This window comes from Bradyrhizobium sp. USDA 3240, from assembly GCF_054063295.1.
On the sequence record NZ_JBSSGD010000002.1, the window covers coordinates 5,243,473 to 5,265,142 of the forward strand.

A 21,670-nucleotide genomic window follows, 5' to 3' on the forward strand; every position below is an offset into this window, starting at 1 on the left:
CCACTTCCTGAGTTCGAGGCGCCCTTTCAGATCGTTTATCCACGCAAGACCATCTTCATGAACGAAGATTAGCTCGTCTCGACCTGGAAGGTCAGGCGGCACCTCTGGGAGCCTAACAACAGTGGGCGGAGCTAGGGGATTAATCGCGAGCGATCGGAGTACCGCCTCAGCCATAGGCCTGTAGACAGCAAAGTAGCCAGGAGCCCAGCAAGGCGCATATGGGTGTCTGCTAAATAAAAATCGATCGTCCGTCGTAGACGTCATAAATAACTGAGCTTGTGGTGAGCCTTCTCGAGGGATAGCTCCAGCGAGACTGCCGCGGATCGCTTGCGCTGCGTCGGTCGCACCGCAAAGGTGGAATATTGCTTCGTAGTTCGCAAAGGCAATCCTACCGTTGGGGCCTGGTTCGCGTCCGTGCCCGCTACCGTGACCATGTCTTCCTCCGCCATCTCCTCCAGGATCGGGATGCCATATTTGTTCACGGCGTCTCTGTTGGACTTGGGGTTGAGGCATTGGCTGCATAGGGCTGGCCGCGGCAGAGAGAGATCTTGCGATACCGGCCAAGGGTCCCCCCCCAGCTGCTGACTCACGAGTTCTTTGCGCAGATTTTGAGTCACCCACGGTGACATCCGACGAGCAAATGACTAGTCGCGAGAAGGTTTGTCCGGGTGGCGCGCCAAACGCGGCTGCGCAGCCGCCGCTTATAATGATCCCGCTCGCCGTTCCGCCGACGAACGCGCTAACTTGCTCTTCGTAGGCTTTCTTTGCTCGCGCAATCAGACGTCCCTTTGTGGCAAGGAACTTGGACAGGCTTCCTTTAGCCTCGACAACGATAGCCTGCGGTTGGCTTGAGTGTTTTGCGTCATCGTAAACAAAGTCCGGTACTTTGCGGGATGCAGATTTTGCAGTCTTGCTGAAGTCTAACTCGCGCGCATTCGCGCGGAAACGATATCCAGATCTCTCCATTAAAAGGTCGGCGACGGCCGCGCCTGCTTTACTCGCTAGAGAAGTGCGCTCTTCGTCGGCTACCTCGTCCAGCGCGTAGCTGAACGAAAGTCTCTTCGAAGATGTGTCAATGAATATGTCTAGATGGGTCAATATTGCGATGCTTACGTCACGCACCAGTTTAGAGCGTTCTTCGGCCGTCAGGCTTGATCGAGCAGTGCTAAGCATCTGCGTGCGTCCGACGCAAAGAACCAAATCTTCCCATTTGAAAGAGAGGATGTCTGGCGCTGAAATTGAAAAACCAGACGCGGTACGCGCATCAGGGACGTTCTCCCCTGAGATGTCGTCAATAACCTTGGTAGGCGGAGACCATCCCATCGCGGCGGCTTCCTCAATTGTTAAAACAAATACGGACCGAGACGACTACTCAGCCTAAAGTAGCATCATGAAAGTGCTTTTGCCAAGAAGAAGCTTGCAAGATGCGAACGGCAACGTGACGCGATTCGCCCGGAGCCGCTTTTGTGTGGGGCGCCTTGTTGGTTTACTTCACTCAAAGGAAAGTCCACTACCCTCGCGCGATCAAGATCGATCATGGGGAGGATTTGTCTGTAGCCAAAGGGCCCAAAATTAGAAGCAGGAATTGCTTGGTGAGATAAGGGTTTCAATAAACCTCGCCAACTGTTTGGCGGCACAATCAGGGCGTGTTATAATTCCATCGGACAGCCTTACTTGCAATGCATTCCTCACACAGTTGATTTGGTCATGAAGAAGTTAAGCCGCGCTCAGGATGGTGCCTCGCTGGGTAAGAGCCAGCTAAAGAAAAAGGTGGCGCAGATCGTTCTCGCGCAAGGAAATATCTTCATCAAAGACCTTCTTCGGTCAAACAACGTCTCGATCGGCAACACCAAGGCGGAATTTGCCAAAAATCTGACCGATGCGATTGACGCAGGTGTACTTACGCAAGCAGTGATCGAGGCTTGGTTGGACGAGATCGAGGGTTGGGGCAATCAGCACGTCTACCTCTTCGAACCGCCGTCGATCGCTCGAGCTAGAGTTCGTCCTGCCCTTGAAGCGTCAAAGCATGTGGGAATGTTGGACCGCAAAGTTAGCTATGAATTTCCCGACACTCTGACGCTGAGTACGATTGCGTTTTCAGGAGATCATCTCTCAGTCGCTTGGCATCGCAGCCGCGGTGGCTGGGAGCGCGCGAAATCAAAGGACTATCGCCGCGATGAGGGAGCAGACACTTTCGAATACAGGGCTTATCGAGAGCGGTTTGACCGCAGCCTCGTACGCTTTGAATGGCGTCCGGGCGATCCGTATTGCGCGGTGATGGTCCAATTGCCGAATGAAGGCGAAGAGCATGCGCAAGCGCTAAGTCGCGTATGGCAGGATTTAGGAGAGCTCGGCCTCGCGCGGAGCCCGCTTACCAAGATTCGACTTGGTTCTGCATTTAAGCGGCTCAGCCGTAAGACTGACGCTACGGTGCAATCAGCCCGGCTGCTGACGCAAGGTGGTCATGTCGAACTCGTGTCGACCCTTAGCGAAGGTGGAATTGATGCGGTCGAGGCGGTGCGCAACGTTCGTCGCGGTGTTGAGGATGCAAGCTTTGCCACAGCAGACGGCATGTTCAGTTTTACGACGGAAAAATACAGGCAACTTAGCCGAACTATCAAGATGGAGGGGTACGGGCTAGAAAGCCGCTTGCGGATCTGGGTTCAATGCAAGCGAGATGACGTCTATACGATATTATCGGTAATCTGGAGCAATAACGCACCATGACCGAAGATGACCTTCGCGCGCACTTCGGCAGACAGGCGGTCGACGCCCTTATAGCGCTGCTACGGTCCGGTCAAACGCTTGAGATTGATCCGAGAATTTTTGAAGCCACCTTAGCCGAATCCGGGATCGAAACCGAATCAGTCCGTCTACTAGACGCTGCGACTGAAGCGCATCTTGTTGAGCGGATACGAGCCTGGCGATGCCCCCAGTCCATTTGCCACAGAATCATCGACGCGGAGGCTGTCGCCAACCATCACTGTCCTTACTGTGCCAGCGACTTTCGCGAGACCGGCGAAAATCCCCTTGAAACCTTTGTTTACCGGAGTTCAAAAGCGATCAGCCGCAGTGTTCCTTGGCTCATCGCGATCCACGGGTTCAATACACGCGGACCTTGGCAGGAAGATTTCAGCTGGCGAATTGCGCATCGATTTAAGTATCACGCGCCAGTGCTGATTTACAAATACGGACTTGTGCGCGTCGGCGTACTGTTTCGTTGGCGGCACGCGATGTTGGCGCGAGGCCTCGGCGAACGTATTCGAAAGGCTGTCGCCGATGCGCGGGAGAACCAAATTGAGGAGCCGCCTGATATTGTCATCCACAGTTTCGGTAGCCAACTCTTTCGGTTGGTGCTGGAGATGCCGGAGTTCTCCGATCTCAAGTTTGGACGTATTATTGCCGTGGGTAGCGTTATTCGACCGGACTTTTATTGGTCCCCGTACTTGCGCAATGGTCGAATCGAGGCTGTGCTCTGCCAATGCGGCGGACAGGATGGGGCGGTTCCCTTCGCTCAGTTTTTTATACCCGACACCGGTCCCGCTGGCCGGTGTGGGTTCATTGATCCATGCGTCATCAATGTCCGAGATGATAAGTATGGCCACTCTACGGCGTTTGCCGCGAGAGAACTTTCCCGCAACCTCGCTCGCGGTGGTCGATGGGATAGATTCTTGAGAGAGCCCATTGCGTCGTTCTCCGATTCGTCTCGGTTTGAACTGACCGCGTGGTCACCCGCATTTGCGCTGATCCGTCTTTTCACTCGCGCGTTCACAATCTTGTTGTTCGGCGCAATAACGTTCGGTCTGGTGCGCTTTGCGTGTCGCTGCCTAGCTTGATGCTAATTCCAGATATATGGTCAGTGTCCGATTTCTTTCGTAACAATTAGCTTACGAAGATGTCCCAGATTCCGATCACAAATTGAGTGGATCACTGCGCGTCTAAACTCGCGAGCCAGAGTTCCCATTCATTGCTTGTGATCGATTGAAGCGTCTTCGAGTCAACGATTTTGCGTCCCACTATCAAGGAGGCAACCTTTGGCGCGTTCGTCTTGAAAGCTAAATATTGGGGATGGTTTGCGTGATCCCAAGCCAATGCTTTTTTGTCGCGAATAGATTGACGCAACTGCTGATAAAGTTGGCGGAATTGTCCGAGAATCGCGACCTGTGAGCGGTCAAGCTTGTCGTTGCACGCTAGGCGCACCAACATGGATTCCAACTTGCCTTCGGCGGTGCAGGCGCGGTCCAGCAAGCCAGAACGTGACACGTCGGACAATTGTTCTTCACCGACATCCCGAACGTAGTAATTCCAGAGCTTCCAGATAGCGAAGAACTCGCCGTATAAGGCATGGAAGTCATGAGCAATTTGTAGTTCATTTTCTTTCTGCTTCTGTCGCAAGTTCCAGTTCATCGAAATTCGTTGTCCCACGAACCAGGCGAACCCTAAAAGAATTAGCGCCGAGATCAGTTTAGGGATTTCTTTCAGCCCAGCATCAATAAGTGTCGTAGCGACATCCATTGCCGGCTCCTGCGTTTGAACCGCTGATAAGAGCGATGATCATCAATCCAAAGGGGCTAGAGTTTCATAGCATCAGCTTTATTGCAACTGCTGGATGTAGAGCGGTGGGTATCTTATAGAGGGTACCAGACCGACCTTTGACGCGATTTGTTTGGAGGCCAAGATGCAGTTTTTGGATGAAGTTGGGGCGCTACTCAAGATTCGCGAGATCTTGGGTTCGGCCGCGACAGCTAAAATTGCTGTCGCATTTTGGGGCCAAGGAGCTATCGAAGCGCTCGGACTGGCCAGATCCGAGCTCGATATTGATGTCGTTTGCAACCTGGACTCGGGAGCGTGTAACCCCTCAGAGATCGAGAGGCTGCGGAGGATACGGCCTCATGTGCCGGTGAGGTCGGACCCGCGACTGCACGGAAAACTCTATTGGACATCCAATGGACTTGTTCTCGGATCGTCAAACGCCTCGACCAATGGGTTAGCAATAGTGGACGGGCTAGGAGGGTGGGCGGAAGCGAACATCTTTAGCGACGATCCGAAGGTGATCGCGGCTGCACTGAACTGGTTCGAATCCCGAAAGAACAATGCCTATGAAGTAACTGATGCCCACCTGGCTCTCGCAGAACAAATCTGGCTGGATAGGAGACGAATTTCTCCCACCGGACTTGAACTTACGACTGATCTGGGCGCCGCTGTGCGAGGCAGCCCAGAGCACGTGGCGTGGACTAAGGTGAAGCTGGCCATCTATAGCGAGGGTCTCAGCGTAGCGGCAGAGAGGGAATTGAACGCAAATCTGAAGGCCAACCCAGCGCTGCGAGAGTTCGATATATATGAAGGCTGGCAAAGCGAAATACGGGCGGGAGATTGGTTGCTGGATTTCGAGCTGGATGGAAACGACTGCTCGTTCGGCGGCTACTGGAGCGTCCCGAACCCCAAAATTGAAACCAAGCTTTTAACATACGTTCATGAGGAAACTGCTGTTTCGCTGTCGGGTTTTGGAACGCTAACGCTTTCGACGAAGGACTTAAACTCCTGCAGGCGAGCTGCCCGCGATCTTGTCCTGAAGAAAGGGGTGGGAAGCACGTTCGCAGCAATGGTACCGATTAAAGACGCAATCGAATTCATAGACACCCATCAGAACGAGTCTGTCGCACCAAAGTCCATTGCGAAGGTGTTTGAGAGCGCCATGCGAGGGGTCTTCGTAGCCTCGAGTAAGATTGGTTATCGTCCCACTGAATTTCTTCGAATGATTGAGCGCGACGGAGCCCTGCCTACAGCGAAGCATCTGATCTTGAGCAGCACGCCCTCGAGTGGCTTTACAAAGCTCTGGGAATTGAAGCGCCTTGATCTCACGGTGGAGGCACTTGCCTTGCGCGAACCCTGGCGTGGTCTTTTTTCCATTGTTGAGTTGGAGCGCGCCGAGCGTCGACTGAAACAGTACGGCTTTCGGGAGCGGACGTAGCCGTGTCGAATGCCGTAGAGAAACATCCTTTCAACGCAAGGTACCCCGTACCCTTGAGCACGCGCGTCCTCATCGTTGGAACGGCTCCGCCAGAACGATTTTCTCGAGAGTTGGATCCAGGCCGAGAGCCTCTGGGCGACGTTCATTTTTTCTACGGATCGGGAGACAACGAGTTGTGGCTGAAGATCCTGCCGGCGATAACTGGCCTTCGATTTGATGGACTGACTTCCGACGTCAAGCGTCAGAAGATGATTGATTTTCTGATGGTCCGCCGGATCTGGATGCACGATATCTTCGAGAATTATTTTCGGACCCGAGCAGGTTCGGCACTGGATAGTGACTTACGGCTTGTCGAGTCTTCGGATTTTAGGACCGTGCTTAGTGAGCACCAAACAATCGAACACGTCATCTTTACGGGCGGGCGAGCAGAGCGCGAGACGTGCGGATACATGGCTCGTGAGCGGGTAATTAAGGTTTCGGGTATCTCGGGTCGGATGCCCAGGTCACGAACACTCGAGCTGCAAGGTAGGTCGATCAGATTGCATGCGGTGCCGTCTCCATCCGCCATGACGAGACGCTCGGGTATGACAAGCGAACAGAAGATTTCGATCTACCGTCAGGTCCTGAATGAGGCGTGTCCAGATCTGACTGCGGAGATCGCCCTCTAACGCAACGCGATGTTCCATAACAGCGGATACGCGGGGGGGGGCTCCTTCCGACACTTCCGGTACGCTACGACTTTCGACGGAGTGGAGCTTGGGCGCGATCGATTCGCGCTTTGCGTGTCTCACCTAGCTCTTTCGCGCTCATGCGAAGGCGGGTATCGTTGCCGCTTGCCGCGTCCCTGAGGCCCGGCAGCAGTCTCGGGGGATGGATGCAAAAGAACGGCGCGGCGATCGTCTTCAGTGCTGGCGACCTGGTTGGGCATCTGAATTGCCGTTACCTCACCAACCTCGATCTCAAGGTCGCTGCGGGCGAACTGGCCAAGCCAAAGCTCAGAGATGACCCGGCCCTCGATGCCCTGGTGGAGCGCGGCAAGACCCATGAGCAGGGATTTGTCGACCATCTCGCCAAGCAGGGCGAGACTGTCACCGCCATTGCTGGCGTTGGTGTCGATCAGGGCTCGGTTACCCAAACGCGACAGGCGATGGCGCGCGGCGACGCGGTGATCGTTCAGGCGGCGTTGCGGGATGGGCATTGGAGTGGTCGCGCCGACGTGCTGCGTCGGGTCGAGACACCAAGCGGTTTGGGCGCCTGGTCATACGAGGTCACCGACACCAAGTTGGCCCGCGAGACCAAGGGCAATACGGTTCTGCAGCTCAGCCTCTACTCGGATCTATTGGCGACCATGCAGCAGAAGGTGCCGGAGACGGCCCATGTTGTGATACCTGGGACGGAGTACCGGCCGGAGGCCTACCGCGTGGCGGATTTTGCGGCCTTCTACCGACGCGTCAGGCGAAGCCTGGAGACCTTTGCGGCGGCGCCGCCGCATAACGGTCTCTATCCCGACCCGATCGAGCACTGTGAGGTCTGCCGATGGCGCGAGCCCTGTGCTTTGCGGCGGCGGGCGGACGATCACCTGTCGCTTGTCGCAGGAATAGCCAAGACCCAGATTGAGGAGCTGGGCCGGCGAGGTGTGGGCACCATGGCCGCCCTCGCCACGCTGCCCATCCCGCTGCAATGGCGGCCTGATCGGGGCACTGCGCCAAGCTACGAGAGGGTGCGCGAGCAGGCGAGACTCCAGGTCGAAGCTCGTGGAGCAGGCCAGCTGCTACACGAGGTGCTGCCGCTGGTGGCGGAATTCGGCTTGTTCAGGCTGCCTGAGCCGTCGCCTGGCGACATCTTTTTCGATTTCGAGGGCGATCCGTTTGTGGACGGAGGTGGGCTCGAATTCCTATTCGGCTACCTCTATGCCAACGAGGACGGCACCGACGCCTATGTCGGGGACTGGGTAACGACACGGCAGCACGAACGGGCGGCATTCGAACGCTTCATCGACTTCGTCACGAAGCGGCTCACCGAGCACCCCGGCCTGCACATCTATCACTACGCGCCCTATGAGCCCGCCGCCTTGAAGCGGCTGATGGGGCGGTACGCCACGCGAGAGGACGAGGTCGACAACCTACTTCGGGCGGGCGTGTTCGTGGACTTGTACGCCATCGTCCGGCAGAGCATCCGCGCCAGCGTCGAAAGTTATTCGATCAAGAAGCTTGAGCCACTGTACCGGTTTGATCGTATCGTTCCGCTGATTGATGTCGGCGGCGCCATGGCGCGGGTGCAGGCTTGCCTCGAATTGGCTGATGACGATGGAATTGACCCAGGCGATCAGGCTGCCATCATCGGATACAACCGCGACGACTGCGCATCGACGCGCGCCTTGCGGAACTGGCTTGAGGGGGTGCGCGGCGGGCTAATCGCGCAGGGGAATACGATCGATCGGCCCCAGCCGAAGGCCGCCGAGGTTGGCGAGGATCTCAGTGCCTGGAAGCGCCGGGTCGCTGGCCTTGTGGCTCGGTTGATCAGCGACGTTCCGGACGACGTCACCGAACGCAGCGCAGAGCAGCAGGCGCGCTGGCTACTGGCTCACCTGATCGATTTCTTCGGCCGTGAGAACAAAGCGGTCTGGTGGGAGTATTTCCGGCTAAGCGATCTGTCGGCCGAGGAGCTCTTGCACGAGCGCGCGGGGTTGGGAGGGCTAACCTTTCTTAGCCACGTTGGTGGAACGGCGAGGGCGCCGATTCATCGCTACAGGTTCACGGTCCAGGAGACCGATCTCCGCAGCAACGATGATCTAAAAAGCGTTGGCGGGGACAAGTTTGGCAGCGTTGTTGGGATTTCCAATGACGATAGAACAATCGATATTAAGAAGCGCCAAGACACCGCAAATCTTCATCCCGAGGCCGTATTCGCGCACAAGTTCGTCGACAATCAGGTTCTCGCGGAATCGGTGTTCCGGATCGGGGCGTACGTAGCGGACCACGGAATCATTGGACCGGGCGCCTATCGTGCCGCTCGGGATTTGCTGCTCAAGGTCGCGCCACGCCTTCACGGGCAGGCGTTGGAGCAAGCTGGCGAGCCGTCGCTGTCAACTGCGATCCGCGCGGCGCTCTCGCTTGATCAGAGCGTTTTTCCGGTGCAGGGGCCGCCGGGAGCTGGCAAAACCCACGCAGGTGCGCGCATGATCTGTGCACTTGTGCGCGACAAGCGGACAGTTGGTATAACGGCCAACAGCCACAAGGTCATTCGCCACCTGCTTGACAAATCGCTGGAGGCGGCCACCGAACAGCAGTTGGCCATTCAATGCATACAAAAGGTCTCGGACGACGCGGCCTCTCTGCCGCGGCTTCAACTGACGATCAAGAATCCGGAATTCATTGACGCGCTCGGGAATAGCAGCCAAGTGGGCGGTGCCACCGGCTGGTTTTGGGCACGTCCGGATGCCGCAGACACCGTGGATGTTTTGTTCGTGGACGAAGCGGCTCAATTGTCGCTTGCGAATGTGCTGGCCGTGTCGCAGGCGGCCGAAAGCATTGTCCTTCTGGGGGATCCGAGGCAGCTTGAGCAACCGATACAGGGGAGTCATCCGGATGACGTAGCAGTATCGGCGCTTGAACACGTCCTGGGCGAACACCCAACGATCGAGGCCGGCCGCGGACTTTTCCTTGAGGAGACATGGCGCCTTCATCCAGATATCTGCGCCCTTACGTCTGAACTCTTCTACGAAAGCCGACTTCATTCGCGCGCGAGACTGGAGCGACAGAAAGTCAGGTCATCGAGCCGCGTGAGCGGGGCCGGCCTTCGCTATCTCGCCGTGCATCACGAGGGTAACCAGAATTCCTCTCCCGAGGAAGCGGACGAGATCAAAATGCTCGTCGATGAAATCCTTGGCAGCAACGCAAGCTGGGTTGACGGTACAGGCAAAGAAGCTGCCATCAGGCTCGAGGATATCCTGATCATAGCTCCCTACAATGCGCAGGTCTTTGAACTTCAGGAGCGGTTACCGGGCGCGCGCGTTGGCACTGTAGACAAGTTTCAGGGACAGGAGGCGCCGATCGCCATCTACTCGATGACGACATCGAGCCACGCCGACGCTCCGCGAGGCATGGAGTTTCTGTACAGTCTCAACAGGCTCAATGTCGCGACTTCAAGGGCAAAGTGCCTTTGCATCCTTGTAGCATCACCGCGCGTATTTCAGGCCGAATGCCGGACGCCACGGCACATGCAGCTTGTAAACGCATTTTGCAGATATTTGGAGTTAGCTTCCACGTTGTAGTGAAGTACGCGAACTTCATTAAACGAGCCAGCCTGGAGCCTTATGACTATGACAGATAGAGAGTCGGAGAGCGCTAGGCGACACGTAAGCTGGTTCGTTGGCGCGTTCTACAACGGCACCGATGACCAGACACAGCGCTTCCTAGCGGAAGGCATTTGGGAAAATGGATACACGGATAGATATTTGGACTTGGTGAGATCCATGCGTCCCGGCGATCAAGTTGCTATCAAGTCATCCTACGTTCGAAAGAACGATCTACCATTTGATAGTCGTGGGTTGTCTGTATCGGTGATGGCAGTGAAGGCCGTTGGCGTAATTGCCGAGAACATTGGCGATGGAAGGCGCATAAAGGTCGACTGGAAGACGCCGGCGCCTCTACGTGAGTGGTATTTCTACACTAACCGAGGAACGGTGTGGCGCGTCACTCCCGAGGATTGGATGAGTGAAGGATTGATTGCGTTTGCCTTCGACGGAAAGCCTCAAGATATCAATCGCTTTCGAAATGCGCCAAGCTGGCGAGAGCGTTTCGGCACAGCGATGTTAGACGAGCGCCGATTTGGCTGGACCAAGTTCTATGAAGCTGTAGCCGATAAACTGCTTGTTTTTCGCGACAAGAGGTCGGAATTAATCGCCGGCATTCATGAGATATCGAAGCGCGTCGAGGGGCTGGGCCACTTAGGGGACGACCAGTATATCGATGGCGGTGCCGGCTTCGTCAGAGATATTTGCCCATTCACGACAATGGGGTTGTTTAATCGAGGAACGACGGAGTCTAATCGCAAAATCATTGCTACCAATCTTGCAAGATTGTTGGGTGTGGATCAGCCCATTCCCAATAGCTTCGAAGGGATTCCAATTCTGAACAATCAGAACTCCTGGTATTTTGGCTTTGAGAAAGATCGTCAATCAGATCACATCGATGCCTTATGGGAAGTGTTCGCGGCTGGAATCAAGTTTGCTGATACTGAGGACGAATACGTTCGCAGGGAGTTCATTAAGGCGTTTGACAACGCAAACGGTCGGCGTGGTGTTGGGTGGAACTTGACTGTTGGCTTGTATTGGATCCGTCCTTGGTCATTTCTAAGTCTAGATCACGTTTCACAAGCCTACATAACCGGAAAGTTAGGAATTGCGATTGGTTTGAACGGCCCGAGGAGGCGATGCAACGCGATTGATTACCTTGCCGTGATGGATATTCTAGGGGCCCGCTTCAAAGAGACCTCATACCCAGTTCATTCCTATCCAGATCTTTCCGTTGAAGCGTTTGCGTACAGAGGCCCGGCGGCGTCTTCGCTAACGGATGATCGAAGCGCCGATCCGAACTCCGATGACGTCGTTCCCGAGGCCACGACAGAGTCAGCGCTTGCTGCTCCATATGCGGTGGACGATATCCTAGAGGAGGGATGCTTTCTCGATTCTGCCGAGATTCTCGAAGTCCTTGATAGGCTGCGGGAGAAGAAGAATCTCATTCTTCAGGGGCCGCCGGGTACTGGTAAGACATGGCTTGCAAAGCGGCTTGCATTCGCGCTGGTTGGACAGAGGGACGAGAGTAAGGTGCGCGTGGTGCAATTCCACCCTAATTTGTCGTATGAGGATTTTGTGCGCGGCTGGCGGCCAGCAGGCGAAGGCAAGCTAGCGCTGGTCGACGGTGTATTTATGGAGGTGATCAAAGCTGCGTCGAAGGATCCATCTGCCCATGTGGTGGTGATCGAGGAAATTAACCGAGGAAATCCTGCACAAATTTTCGGCGAGCTTCTAACCCTTTTGGAGGCAGGAAAAAGGTCGCCCCGTGACGCATTGGAGCTTTGTTATCCGGATGCCGATGGTGTGCATCGCGCTGTTCACATTCCAAAGAATGTCTATGTCGTAGGTACAATGAACATTGCGGATCGATCATTGGCGCTGGTCGATCTTGCATTTCGTCGGCGCTTTGCCTTCTACGACCTCAAGCCAAACCTTGCCGCTTCTTGGCGCAGTTGGATCGTCCGGCGGTGCAACGTGGATCCAGATTTTGTGACAGAGATTGAGCGTCGAATTATCGCTCTCAACGACTACATCGCGGGCGATGCGCGTTTGGGTGAACAATTCTGCATCGGTCACAGCTATGTAACGCCGTCAGATCCTCTAGAGGAGGGAGGTACTCAGAAGTGGTTTCGTCAGGTGGTTGCCACTGAGATTGGTCCCTTGCTTCGAGAGTATTGGTTCGACGCACCAGAGGAGTCACGAAAGGCGTGTGAACGCCTTCTGCAAGGCTGGTGAGCAGAATGATGGCTCAGTCAACCGACGCTATAGTGGCGGACAGATATATCGGGCGAATCCCGGTCCGGAACCTCTGGCTCCTGATTCTCTACGCATCCGATCTCTTCCGCGTCCGCGGAACAGGAAGGGTGGGCCTCGAGGAAAGCCCAGATGATTTGCCGGATCTTGTCGCTGAGATCCTAGCTCATGCGGTCGAGACGCGGCAACGCCGCCGTCTCAGTTTGGGTTACCAGTCGCGCGCAGCGGTTCAAACTCGCGTGCGGGGACGAATTGACGTTATTGCGACTGAAAGACATCAGCTGCTGCTACGCGGTCGAATAGCTTGCCGTTTCGACGATTTGACGATCAATACACCTCTTAATCGATTCGTTCGCGCGGCTTTGGAATCTGTCTCGAGAATAGTCCGACGACAAGATATAGCGCATCGGTGCCGATCTCTTGCAAGCAGCATGAAGAGCATGGGAGTGTCGGGTCACGCGCCACCTCCCGCCGAGATTAGTGCGCTTCGATTTGGTCGATGTGATGCGAGCGACCGGTCGATGGTTGCTGCTGCAAGACTCGCGTTTGACCTTTCGTTGCCGACGGAAACGGCAGGAGCCAACCTACTTTCTTCGCCGGATCGAGAAATCGCTTGGGTGCGTCGACTATTTGAGAAGGCGGTGGGTGGGTTTTATGCTGTGGCGCTAAGCTCCGTTGGATGGCAAGTCCGGTGCGGAACGGCGTTGGGATGGCAAATTGAAGAGCAGACAAGGGGTATCGAAAAGATCCTACCCACAATGCGAACTGATGTCGTGCTCAATCACGCAGCATCAAACCGTAGAATTATTATCGACACCAAATTCACGTCCATTGTGACAACCGGCTGGTATCGAGACGAAACCTTGCGGAGCTCTTACGTCTACCAGATCTACGCGTATCTACGATCTCAGGTGGGGCTCGGGGATCACGGGGCTGATCGCGCAAGTGGCCTACTTCTGCACCCATCTATTGGCACGATGATTGACGAAACGGTAGTTATCCAGGGTCACAAAATTAGGTTTGCCACTGTTGATCTAGGTGGATCGGCATCCGAAATTCGAGCTCAGCTTCTTTATTGTGTTACCCAGAAAGCGCCCCTGAGCTGACGGGCCAAATCTTTCTAGCATACCACATCGTGGGATGGGGAGCCGCTCGATGAATGGCTTAGTCAAGTTCAGGTCCAAATGACGCGCGAGCACCTATGTGAAATTCGTTCGTTTGTGGAGCGGGATATTGACGTGTGGCTGGCAGAAGAGCTGCGCGTTAACTCGGCATTTGCAGAATGGTTTTGCGGTAAGGCCAGTACCGCCGATATAGTTTTTCCAGCCCGGACCAGAATCTCAGTAATGTCTGAGAATGGCGAAACGGACGTAGAGGCAGTCTTTGAAACCAAGTCCGGCGATAAGTTTGCTCTGCTTGTCGAGAACAAGGTCAGGCATTCGCTGAGTGCAGACCAGCTTGGGCGATATTTCCGGCGAGGCGATCGCGGAGTCGACCGAGGGCTTTGGAAAAAGTATGCGGTGCTCGTCTTTGCTCCATCGGCGAAGCTTGCGCGATATGAGGCTATTCTTGGTGGGACGGCTGCGGTCTCATTTGAAAATGCTGCGAAGTTTCTCATATCGCTTGGCGATGACGCGCGAGCTGCGTACAGGGCCGACTTCATTGCGAGAGCAGCCCTGGAAGAGCGGGTGGAAGTCGAAGGGGCGGACGCCTTCAGGGTTGAATTCTGGAGCAGCCTGTACGATATGGTCGATCGCGAATTCCCGGGCTACTTTGCCTTAGACCGGCGTCGACTGCCCAAGACTACCTTTATCGCCGCGAACTGTGTTGATTCGCCAAAGTACCTACGTGTAGATCTTAAAGGGCATATGGGTGAAGTTGACTTAGCCTTGAAGAACGGTGGCGTTGCTGGCGCGCTCGTTACGTTCCTTGAAGCGCAAAAGCCTGAGGGCAGTAGGGTCGCTTTCAACAAAGGCTCGATCGTGCTCCGAATCTCGCAGCTTCCGAAATTTGAGGTCGCGGACGGTTTCGCTAGAGAGCCGCGCAGTTCGGGCGTTTGAGGCCGCGAAAAGCTTGTTGGAGTTTTGGAAGGCAAACCAGGAATTCTTCGACGCACATTATCGCGTGACTTGATCGTTGCAAGGTCGCACCGAAGTGAGTGGTGCGAGCCTGCGTTCTATTTGAGCCGGCGCATTCCATAACCGCTCAATACGCGAACGATGTCGTCTAAGGTGTAACCGCCGGGAGCGGTGGCAGCCGAGGGCACTATTTTGCGTCGACTTCATCGCACGCGCTTTCATCAATTGCCAGGATCGTCGGTATTAGATTCCAGCCGGAAATTGCGAGCCTTGACGTATCCGTCCGAGGGCGGCCGTCTTGCGAGTTTTTCCGATCTGTAGCTGACTGTCCTTATGGACGGACATAAGGACAGTGCGGTGCTGAGCCGCATGGATTTGGTGGAGACCGGTCGGCGGCGACGCTGGACGCGTGCGGAGAAGCTCAGAATCGTAGAGGAGAGCTTCTCGGGGCCACGACTGGTGTCGGCGACGGCTCGCCGGTATGGGATATCACGTCAGCTTCTGCTGAGCTGGCGCAAGGCTTGGACCTGTCATGATCCGGCCGAAGAGGATTCGATCGGCGCGACATTCGTCCCTGCGATAGTTGCGGCAAGTACGCCGCCAACGACGGAAGCTGTCGAGACAGGTCAGATCGAAATCGTGAGCCCTCAGGGGCTGCGCGTGGTCTTCGGCCCCGGTGCGGATATCGAGGCGGTCGTTCGAATTGCTCGGGGCCTGGCGCGCCGATGATCCCGATCCCGACGGGCGTGCGGGTGTGGCTGGCGACGGGCCATACCGACATGCGGTGCGGCTTTCCGAGTCTGGCTCTGCGCGTGCAGGAAGTGCTCAAGCGCGACGCCATGGGCGGCGGTCTTTTCTGCTTCCGGGGCAAACGCGGTGATCTATTGAAGGTCATTTGGCACGGTGTGCTGCAGAGCATGAAGGAGGTGAATAACCGAATTTAATGCGTACAGCTTTATGAGAGATGGAGGATGGCCCTCCTGCATCGGCGTTTCAGGCGCAGATGCAAAACCACGACACTGTGGCTTCGCTTAAAAGGCGCGGTCATGAGCAAGTGTTGCAAAAGTCCCGGGTGTACGGGGCAGGTAAGTATCCAGAAGGCGAGCGAAAGCGAATCTTCCGATGACGCGTCGAAAATTACTAAGGCGTCGCCAAAATCAGGGGCGCGTGCCATCCCTGAGATCAATCCGTGAGGCGCCTGGATTACTGCGCGGATGGCGACCGGCGTTTAGGGGACGCGATCTGGATACAGGCTCTTGTAGAGAACTGCAGGAACCAGTCGTTGTGATGCCAAGGGAGAAGTTCAAGCGGCGCACACCGCGAGACGAGAGTACCGAAGCACAACACTGGGGCGGATCGGCTCGTAGTAGTGATGAAGGTGCTGTAATGGGACTGGAGCGAAGGGGCCGAAACAAGTGGGTTGCTCCCATATGCAACTGTGATGAGCAGGAGGACATGTGAGTGTAACCGGACGTAAGCAGTACGATATCGACAAGCAGACAGTGATGAAGGCCTACCGATTGGTCAAAGCCAATGCGGGCTCGGCCGGCGTGGATAAGGTGTCGCTCGAAGCTTTTGAGAAGGACTTGAAGGGCAACCTTTACAAGGTCTGGAATCGAATGTCTTCTGGCAGCTACTTTCCACCTGCCGTTCGGGCTGTCTCCATTCCCAAGAAGAACGGCGGGCAACGCATTCTAGGTGTGCCGACAGTAGCAGATCGCGTGGCGCAAACGGTCGTCAAGCTGCAGATTGAACAAGCACTCGAGGAAATCTTCCTTCCCGATTCCTACGGCTACCGGCCCGGAAAATCCGCGCTGGACGCCGTCGGCGTCACCCGGCAACGGTGCTGGAGGATGGACTGGGTGCTGGAGTTCGACATCAAAGGCCTGTTCGACAATATCAGCCACAAGTTGCTCATGAAGGCCGTCAGGAAGCATGTGCAAGACGAATGGGCTCTGCTCTACATCGAACGCTGGCTAACAGCGCCGATGCAAGACAGAGACGGAGCGATCACCGCTCGCGACCGGGGCACACCCCAAGGCGGCGTGATCAGTCCCGTCCTTGCCAATTTGTTCTTGCATTATGCGTTCGATACATGGATGGCGCGGAACTTCCCGCAGTCGCCGTGGTGTCGATACGCGGACGACGGGCTCGTTCATTGCCGAACCAAGGCTGAGGCGGAAGCCATCAAGGCGGCGCTGCAAGCAAGGTTTAAGGAATGCGAACTCGAAATGCATCCCGACAAGACCAAGATCGTCTACTGCAAAGACAGCAATCGCCCGGGTAGCCATGCCAGTCAGTCATTTGACTTTCTGGGATTTACCTTTCGACCGCGCAGGGCAAGAAACCATCAGAAGAAAGAAAACTTCTGTACGTTCTCGCCAGCGGTCAGCAGGGCGGCGATGACGTCTATGCGTATGACGATCCGGCAGCTCCGCCTCAGGCTTCGCTCGCAGACGGAAGTCGACGCAATTGCCTTGGAACTGAACCCCGTCCTTCGTGGATGGAGGCAGTACTACGGCAGATATGGGCGGTCAGAAATGCACAACCTGTATCGATATGTCGACGAATCTCTTAACCGCTGGGCGCGACGCAAATACAAAGGGCTGAAGAATGGAAAAGTCAGAGCCTCCACCTGGCTCAGATTGATCCGCTGCCGCAGGCCGAAGCTGTTCGCTCATTGGGCGATGTTGAGTTCTGCCTCGTTACTTGTTGAGAGCCGTATGACGTGAGAGCGTCACGTACGGTTCGGAGAGCGGCTCCGGGTGCAACCCCCGGGGCCGACTCACCATGGCCAGGGCGCCTGCTTGTTCACCAAAAGACTCGAGAGAGGCAGGTTCATCTGGCCATCGGTTGCTGGTGAATCGGTAACGATCTCTCCGGCGCAGTTGAGCTATCTGTTGTCCGGGATCGATTGGCGCAACCCTCAAGAAACCCAGCGTCCGACGCGGGTCGGATAGTCGTTTTACGGTTTGAATCTGCTGCTCGATCTGATTCAATGGCTCCATGATATCGAAGCCGGATGATCTTCCATCGGACCTTGTCAGTGCCCTGGCGGCGCTGCAGGCCGAGCGTGAGGCGCGACAGAAAGCCGAGGCGAAGGCCGCCAACTGGCAGGCGCAAGCCGCGAATGCGCAGGCGAAACTGTCGGATACCGAGGCGCTGATCGCTCATCTCGAGTTGCGCATCGAGAAGCTGAAACGCGAACTGCACGGGCAGCGATCCGAGCGCTCGGCACGGCTGCTCGAGCAGTTGGAGTTGGAGCTCGAAGAACTCGTCACCACGGCGAGCGAGGATGAGCTTGCCGCACAGGCCGCAGCGGCGAAGACGCAGAACGTCCGCCCCTTCATGCGCAAGCGGCCGGTGCGCAAGCCATGGCCTGACGATATCGAACGCGAGCGCGTCGTCATTGAGACTCCAACGACCTGCGCCTGCTGCGGTGGATCGCGGCTGGCGAAGATCGGTGAGGATGTGACCAAGACGCTGGAGGAGATCCCGCGCCGCTTCAAGCTGATCGAGACGGTACGCGAGAAGTTCACCTGCCGCGATTGCGAGAAGATCAGCCAGCCGCCCGCGCCGTTCCATGCCACGCCGCGCGGCTTCATCGGCCCACAATTGCTGGCGACGATCCTGTTCGACAAGTTCGGCATGCATATCCCGCTCAACCGCCAGAGTGCGCGCTTTAAGGCCGAGGGGATCGACCTGCCGTTGTCGACGCTGGCCGACCAGGTCGGCCACGGGACCTTCGCCGTCATGCCGCTCTTCCACTTGATCGAACGCCACGTGCTCGCTGCCGAGCGCCTTCATGGCGACGACACCACCATCCGTATTCTGGCGAAGGGCAAGTGCACGACCGGGCGGATCTGGACTTATGTGCGGGATGACCGGCCGTTCGCCGGGCCTGCGCCGCCGGCAGCGGTCTATTACGCCTCGAGCGACCGACGAGGCGAGCATCCACAGAGACATCTGGCCGCCTTCGCCGGCATCTTGCAGGCGGATTGCTACAGCGGCTTCGAGCCGCTGTTCGACCCGCAGAAGAAGGCGCTGCCGATTACGCCGGCGTTTTGCGTGGCCCATGCGCGGCGGGGCTTCTTCGAGCTGGCTGATATCGAGAAAAATGCTCGGGAAGGCAAGAAAGGCAAACCGGTCTCCCCGATCGCGCTGGAGGCTGTCAGACGCCTCGATACGTTGTTCGAGATCGAGCGCGCCATCAACGGCCGCGGTGCCGGCGAGCGGCGTGCCGCTCGCCAGGAACAGAGTAAGTCACTTCTCGAGGACATGCATGCCTGGCTGCTCCGCGAGCGCGAAACCCTCTCGCGTTCCTCCGAGGTCCTGAAGCCGATTAACTACATGCTCAGGCGCTGGGACGGCTTCGCCCGCTTCCTCGACGACGGCAGGATCTGCTTGACCAACAATTGCGCTGAGCGCGCATTGAGAGGCATCGCCTTGGGAAGGCGCAACTGGACCTTCGCCGGCAGCCAGCGCGGCGCCGACCGTGCCGCCATCATGCTGACGATGATCACGACCTGTCGCCTCAACGACGTCGATCCCAAGGCCTGGCTCGCCGACGTCCTGGCCCGTATCGCCGATCATCCCGCATCGCGTCTGCACGAGCTCTTGCCCTGGGAATGGAAGCTCCTGCGCCAGGCCGACAAGCCAGCCAATCAGCAGGCCGCCTGACCTTCACCCTTCACCCAATGCCATCATAGACCTCGCCGTGCCCGCGCGCATGCGTCAATCAGGCGGCCTCCGTCGTATGCGTACGCCTTGACTGAGGGCCAATCGATTAATTGCCGAGGAACCGAGCACCGATAGTTCGCTCCTCTCCGGGCAACATCGAGATGTAATTATCGTCCCAGAATGCCGGAAGTATCTCTTCGGTCAGCTTCCCATCTTCCACCGCAAGGTGCACGTGGAATGCCAACGCTGCTGATGCGTTCTTCAGGCGAACCTGGACAAAATCTCCGTCTTTCTGTCGACGAAGTTGTGCGGTCGCTGTCAGTTGAACCTTCGGCAGGTTTTCTAAGTTCGTCATATCTTCGTAAGATATCCGCATCGTCCGCATGAGTTTGATCTCCACGCGAAGCTCAGCCCGGCCCTGCACCTTCTCTTGCTACGCTAATGACACCATCCACCCGTAGGTGTCGGCTCTGGGTTCGATTGTTGGTCGTCCAAAAATGTCTGAAGCGCACCCGAGAAGGTATCCCTCAGCAGATAGAGTTCGTGACTGGGTGAATAGCTTGCAGCAGCCGGTGAGTTCAGGATGTTTAGAGCCTCGTCGTCCCGTCCATACCTGCTAAGAGCAAGACCGTAACGAAACACCGCACCGGGATTCTGCTCAAATCCTGCCGCATCCTCCAACAGTCGTACGGCTTCCTCTACCTGGCCCTTTTGCAACAGAATATAACCGAGCGTGTCCGCTGTGTACGACTGGATTTTGTGCGTGTGGAAATTGCTCAGCCCCGTCAGTTTGGCGATACTGTCCCGTGACAACCTGGACGCAGCTTCAGCCGCATCGAGATCAAGACCGTGGATCGCGTAGGTCCAGGCAATGCCGTCCTGCGCTTTCACGTATTCCAGCGTCGCAGGGTCTTTGTTCGCATCCAGCAGTTTCTTGAAGCGGTCCAGTTCCCTTCTGAATATTGGGATATCGGGCGTGCTCCCTCCGAATTGCTTAGCAAGAGCGTCGACTTGCTGAAGCGTCCAGCCAGATGCGAGCCACCATGCGCTGTTTTTAAAATTGGGAAGGCTATCGTAACGAACTTCAGAAAATGAGGCTTCACTGACGTCTGCTTCGGAGAAATCAACACCACAAAGCCGCGCGAAATCGAACACCGTGCGACTGAGATTGCTTCTGGAGAACGACGTATCCGAGATCCTAGCTCGCGAGAACTCGGCATCTTCCAGCTTCGCCTCGTCAAAATGGCTGTTGTCAATTCCGCTCTCAGTAAACCGGGCAGCCGGCAGAACCGAATTTCGCAAGTCGACGTTTTCTAACTCCGCTCTGTTGAAGTTCCATTGCCGCGGCGCAATCAATCCTTTCAAGTCGATTGAGTTGGTAGCCTTCAGTGATCTGTCTGATAAATCGAGCTTGTCATAGCCCGTTCTTGCCAGCCATCGTATGGCGTCAATTCTACTTTCCATTGGTTTGTCCTGGGACCTGGCCACTCCAATTTTTACAGGTGCCCGCCAAGGGAGATACAATTCCCTATAAGCCAACAAGGTTGCAAGAGGCGAGGCAAGGATGATCAGAGCGGCGGCAATTTGGGTCACGCGCCGGCGAGTAGTGAGTGCAAGACTCTTACCAACAAATTCCTTTTCTAGATCGCTTAGGTCATCATATGCCTTAGCAGATTTCGCCAGTTGGGCGCTTAGTAGCGCGCCCTTATCGCGTCCCCTGTGACTCCAAAAGAGCGCCGCTTCGCGAACCTTGATACGTTCGTCAATCCAGTCGTGAAGTCTCGGCCAGTGGCGCACAAGCACTTCGTACCGCAGTTCGACGAGCCTGTCCTCCTTGATGGGGCGCATAACGATCGCGCCGACGGCAAAAAGGGCCTCAATAATCCGGTTTCCACACTTGGCTTCATTAGCCGAATATAGATTTGTCCTGATCCGCGGTAGCAACGAGACGGCACCTCCGTCTGAGACGCGAATAAGATGGAGTAACATCCCTTTCATAATGATTTGGTTCTTCCGGTCTTGCGACAGAAACAGCGCATCGCTGCCTTCGACTATTAAACGTATCGTGGCCGCGTCGAAGGGTTGCAAAAGGGTGTTCGCTCTGCCCAACTGCGGCGACATCGCGTCAATGTTGATCGATGAAGTGTAGGGTCTAGAGGCCCAGTAATTGATGAAGCCCTGTGCTATCTTGCGGTCGGACGGCATATCAAGCACAGCACCGGTTTCAACCACTCGCTTGATGAATTCAACGGCGCGCGCCTCGGCTGCCTCACGTTCGTTCCCCTCCCCGCTAAAGTCGTCGACGGGAAGAGTCGAAATTAGTTCGTCGTTCGCTCGCCGAATTGCGTCGAGCGAAGAAAAAAGCTCCGGAGTAGCGTACGCGGCTGTCAT

The 21,670-nt window shown here is 56.2% G+C and carries 17 protein-coding genes; 13 read left to right on the forward strand and 4 right to left on the reverse strand.

The features are described from left to right. Nucleotides 1-260: 260 nt before the first annotated feature. Complete coding sequence (locus ACVIGA_RS25400) at nucleotides 261-482, reverse strand: hypothetical protein (protein WP_456668429.1); 222 nt, start codon at nucleotides 480-482, stop codon at nucleotides 261-263. 1,225 nt (nucleotides 483-1,707) lie between these two features. Between ACVIGA_RS25400 and ACVIGA_RS25405 the strand changes: the two genes are divergently transcribed. Both ACVIGA_RS25405 and ACVIGA_RS25410 read left to right on the forward strand, forming a co-directional pair. Further along, on the forward strand, nucleotides 1,708-2,727 hold the full coding sequence (locus tag ACVIGA_RS25405) for a hypothetical protein (RefSeq protein WP_456668430.1): 1,020 nt from the start codon (nucleotides 1,708-1,710) through the stop codon (nucleotides 2,725-2,727). Further along, a complete protein-coding gene (locus tag ACVIGA_RS25410; protein ID WP_456668431.1) occupies nucleotides 2,724-3,836 on the forward strand; it encodes a hypothetical protein in 1,113 nt (370 codons plus the stop codon). Before ACVIGA_RS25405 ends, ACVIGA_RS25410 begins: the two co-directional genes overlap by 4 nt. A gap of 91 nt (nucleotides 3,837-3,927) precedes the next feature. Here ACVIGA_RS25410 and ACVIGA_RS25415 read toward each other — a convergent pair whose 3' ends face one another. Further along, nucleotides 3,928-4,515 carry a hypothetical protein gene (locus ACVIGA_RS25415; RefSeq protein WP_456668432.1) on the reverse strand — a complete coding sequence of 196 codons (588 nt, stop codon included), beginning with the start codon at nucleotides 4,513-4,515 and terminating at the stop codon, nucleotides 3,928-3,930. Nucleotides 4,516-4,678: 163 nt separating this feature from the next. Between ACVIGA_RS25415 and ACVIGA_RS25420 the strand changes: the two genes are divergently transcribed. The 11 genes from ACVIGA_RS25420 (at nucleotide 4,679) to tnpC (ending at nucleotide 19,279) form a co-directional block, all read left to right on the forward strand. Continuing rightward, the gene (locus tag ACVIGA_RS25420; RefSeq protein WP_456668433.1) at nucleotides 4,679-5,971 is read left to right on the forward strand and encodes a phospholipase D family protein; all 1,293 of its coding nucleotides are present in this window, start codon (nucleotides 4,679-4,681) and stop codon (nucleotides 5,969-5,971) included. Between the two features lie 173 nt (nucleotides 5,972-6,144). After that, complete coding sequence (locus ACVIGA_RS25425; protein ID WP_456668434.1) at nucleotides 6,145-6,639, forward strand: hypothetical protein; 495 nt, start codon at nucleotides 6,145-6,147, stop codon at nucleotides 6,637-6,639. A 206-nt stretch (nucleotides 6,640-6,845) separates the two neighbouring features. After that, complete coding sequence (locus ACVIGA_RS25430; RefSeq protein WP_456668435.1) at nucleotides 6,846-10,244, forward strand: TM0106 family RecB-like putative nuclease; 3,399 nt, start codon at nucleotides 6,846-6,848, stop codon at nucleotides 10,242-10,244. A gap of 201 nt (nucleotides 10,245-10,445) precedes the next feature. Then, entirely contained in the window at nucleotides 10,446-12,503 is a 2,058-nt protein-coding gene (locus ACVIGA_RS25435) for an McrB family protein (RefSeq protein WP_456668436.1), read from the forward strand. Nucleotides 12,504-12,511: 8 nt separating this feature from the next. Next, the gene (gene mcrC / locus ACVIGA_RS25440) at nucleotides 12,512-13,627 is read left to right on the forward strand and encodes a 5-methylcytosine-specific restriction endonuclease system specificity protein McrC (RefSeq protein WP_456668437.1); all 1,116 of its coding nucleotides are present in this window, start codon (nucleotides 12,512-12,514) and stop codon (nucleotides 13,625-13,627) included. A 78-nt stretch (nucleotides 13,628-13,705) separates the two neighbouring features. Further along, nucleotides 13,706-14,581, forward strand: coding sequence for a hypothetical protein (locus tag ACVIGA_RS25445; protein ID WP_456668438.1), 876 nt, complete (start codon nucleotides 13,706-13,708; stop codon nucleotides 14,579-14,581). 351 nt (nucleotides 14,582-14,932) lie between these two features. Beyond that, nucleotides 14,933-15,328, forward strand: a complete 396-nt coding sequence (gene tnpA, locus ACVIGA_RS25450; RefSeq protein WP_248594478.1) for an IS66-like element accessory protein TnpA — start codon at nucleotides 14,933-14,935, stop codon at nucleotides 15,326-15,328. Further along, nucleotides 15,325-15,543, forward strand: a complete 219-nt coding sequence (tnpB, locus tag ACVIGA_RS25455; RefSeq protein WP_166294299.1) for an IS66 family insertion sequence element accessory protein TnpB — start codon at nucleotides 15,325-15,327, stop codon at nucleotides 15,541-15,543. The genes tnpA and tnpB (ACVIGA_RS25455) overlap by 4 nt, the downstream gene beginning before the upstream one ends. Before the next feature lie 561 nt (nucleotides 15,544-16,104). After that, the gene (ltrA, locus tag ACVIGA_RS25460) at nucleotides 16,105-17,331 is read left to right on the forward strand and encodes a group II intron reverse transcriptase/maturase (RefSeq protein ID WP_166306448.1); all 1,227 of its coding nucleotides are present in this window, start codon (nucleotides 16,105-16,107) and stop codon (nucleotides 17,329-17,331) included. 33 nt (nucleotides 17,332-17,364) lie between these two features. Continuing rightward, nucleotides 17,365-17,559 (forward strand): IS66 family insertion sequence element accessory protein TnpB, encoded by a 195-nt coding sequence (gene tnpB, locus ACVIGA_RS25465; protein WP_166293650.1) that lies wholly within the window; start codon nucleotides 17,365-17,367, stop codon nucleotides 17,557-17,559. Between the two features lie 46 nt (nucleotides 17,560-17,605). Further along, nucleotides 17,606-19,279, forward strand: coding sequence for an IS66 family transposase (tnpC, locus tag ACVIGA_RS25470; protein ID WP_166205228.1), 1,674 nt, complete (start codon nucleotides 17,606-17,608; stop codon nucleotides 19,277-19,279). 106 nt (nucleotides 19,280-19,385) lie between these two features. Here the strand turns inward: tnpC and ACVIGA_RS25475 are convergent, their stop codons facing one another. After that, a complete protein-coding gene (locus ACVIGA_RS25475; RefSeq protein WP_456668439.1) occupies nucleotides 19,386-19,679 on the reverse strand; it encodes a glycoside hydrolase family 2 protein in 294 nt (97 codons plus the stop codon). Between the two features lie 38 nt (nucleotides 19,680-19,717). After that, nucleotides 19,718-21,670 carry a pentapeptide repeat-containing protein gene (locus tag ACVIGA_RS25480; RefSeq protein WP_456668440.1) on the reverse strand — a complete coding sequence of 651 codons (1,953 nt, stop codon included), beginning with the start codon at nucleotides 21,668-21,670 and terminating at the stop codon, nucleotides 19,718-19,720.

Excerpts from the sequence above, each read along its gene's own strand:
- ACVIGA_RS25415 (WP_456668432.1), bottom strand. The coding sequence starts at position 4,515 with ATGGATGTCGCTACGACACTTATTGATGCTGGGCTGAAAGAAATCCCT.
- ACVIGA_RS25410 (WP_456668431.1), top strand. The coding sequence starts at position 2,724 with ATGACCGAAGATGACCTTCGCGCGCACTTCGGCAGACAGGCGGTCGAC.
- ACVIGA_RS25405 (WP_456668430.1), top strand. The coding sequence starts at position 1,708 with ATGAAGAAGTTAAGCCGCGCTCAGGATGGTGCCTCGCTGGGTAAGAGC.
- ACVIGA_RS25430 (WP_456668435.1), top strand. The coding sequence starts at position 6,846 with ATGCAAAAGAACGGCGCGGCGATCGTCTTCAGTGCTGGCGACCTGGTT.
- ACVIGA_RS25420 (WP_456668433.1), top strand. The coding sequence starts at position 4,679 with ATGCAGTTTTTGGATGAAGTTGGGGCGCTACTCAAGATTCGCGAGATC.
- ltrA (WP_166306448.1), top strand. The coding sequence starts at position 16,105 with ATGAAGGCCTACCGATTGGTCAAAGCCAATGCGGGCTCGGCCGGCGTG.
- tnpB (WP_166294299.1), top strand. The coding sequence starts at position 15,325 with ATGATCCCGATCCCGACGGGCGTGCGGGTGTGGCTGGCGACGGGCCAT.
- ACVIGA_RS25435 (WP_456668436.1), top strand. The coding sequence starts at position 10,446 with ATGCGTCCCGGCGATCAAGTTGCTATCAAGTCATCCTACGTTCGAAAG.
- mcrC (WP_456668437.1), top strand. The coding sequence starts at position 12,512 with ATGGCTCAGTCAACCGACGCTATAGTGGCGGACAGATATATCGGGCGA.
- ACVIGA_RS25480 (WP_456668440.1), bottom strand. The coding sequence starts at position 21,670 with ATGACAGCCGCGTACGCTACTCCGGAGCTTTTTTCTTCGCTCGACGCA.
- tnpA (WP_248594478.1), top strand. The coding sequence starts at position 14,933 with ATGGACGGACATAAGGACAGTGCGGTGCTGAGCCGCATGGATTTGGTG.
- ACVIGA_RS25445 (WP_456668438.1), top strand. The coding sequence starts at position 13,706 with ATGACGCGCGAGCACCTATGTGAAATTCGTTCGTTTGTGGAGCGGGAT.
- tnpC (WP_166205228.1), top strand. The coding sequence starts at position 17,606 with ATGATATCGAAGCCGGATGATCTTCCATCGGACCTTGTCAGTGCCCTG.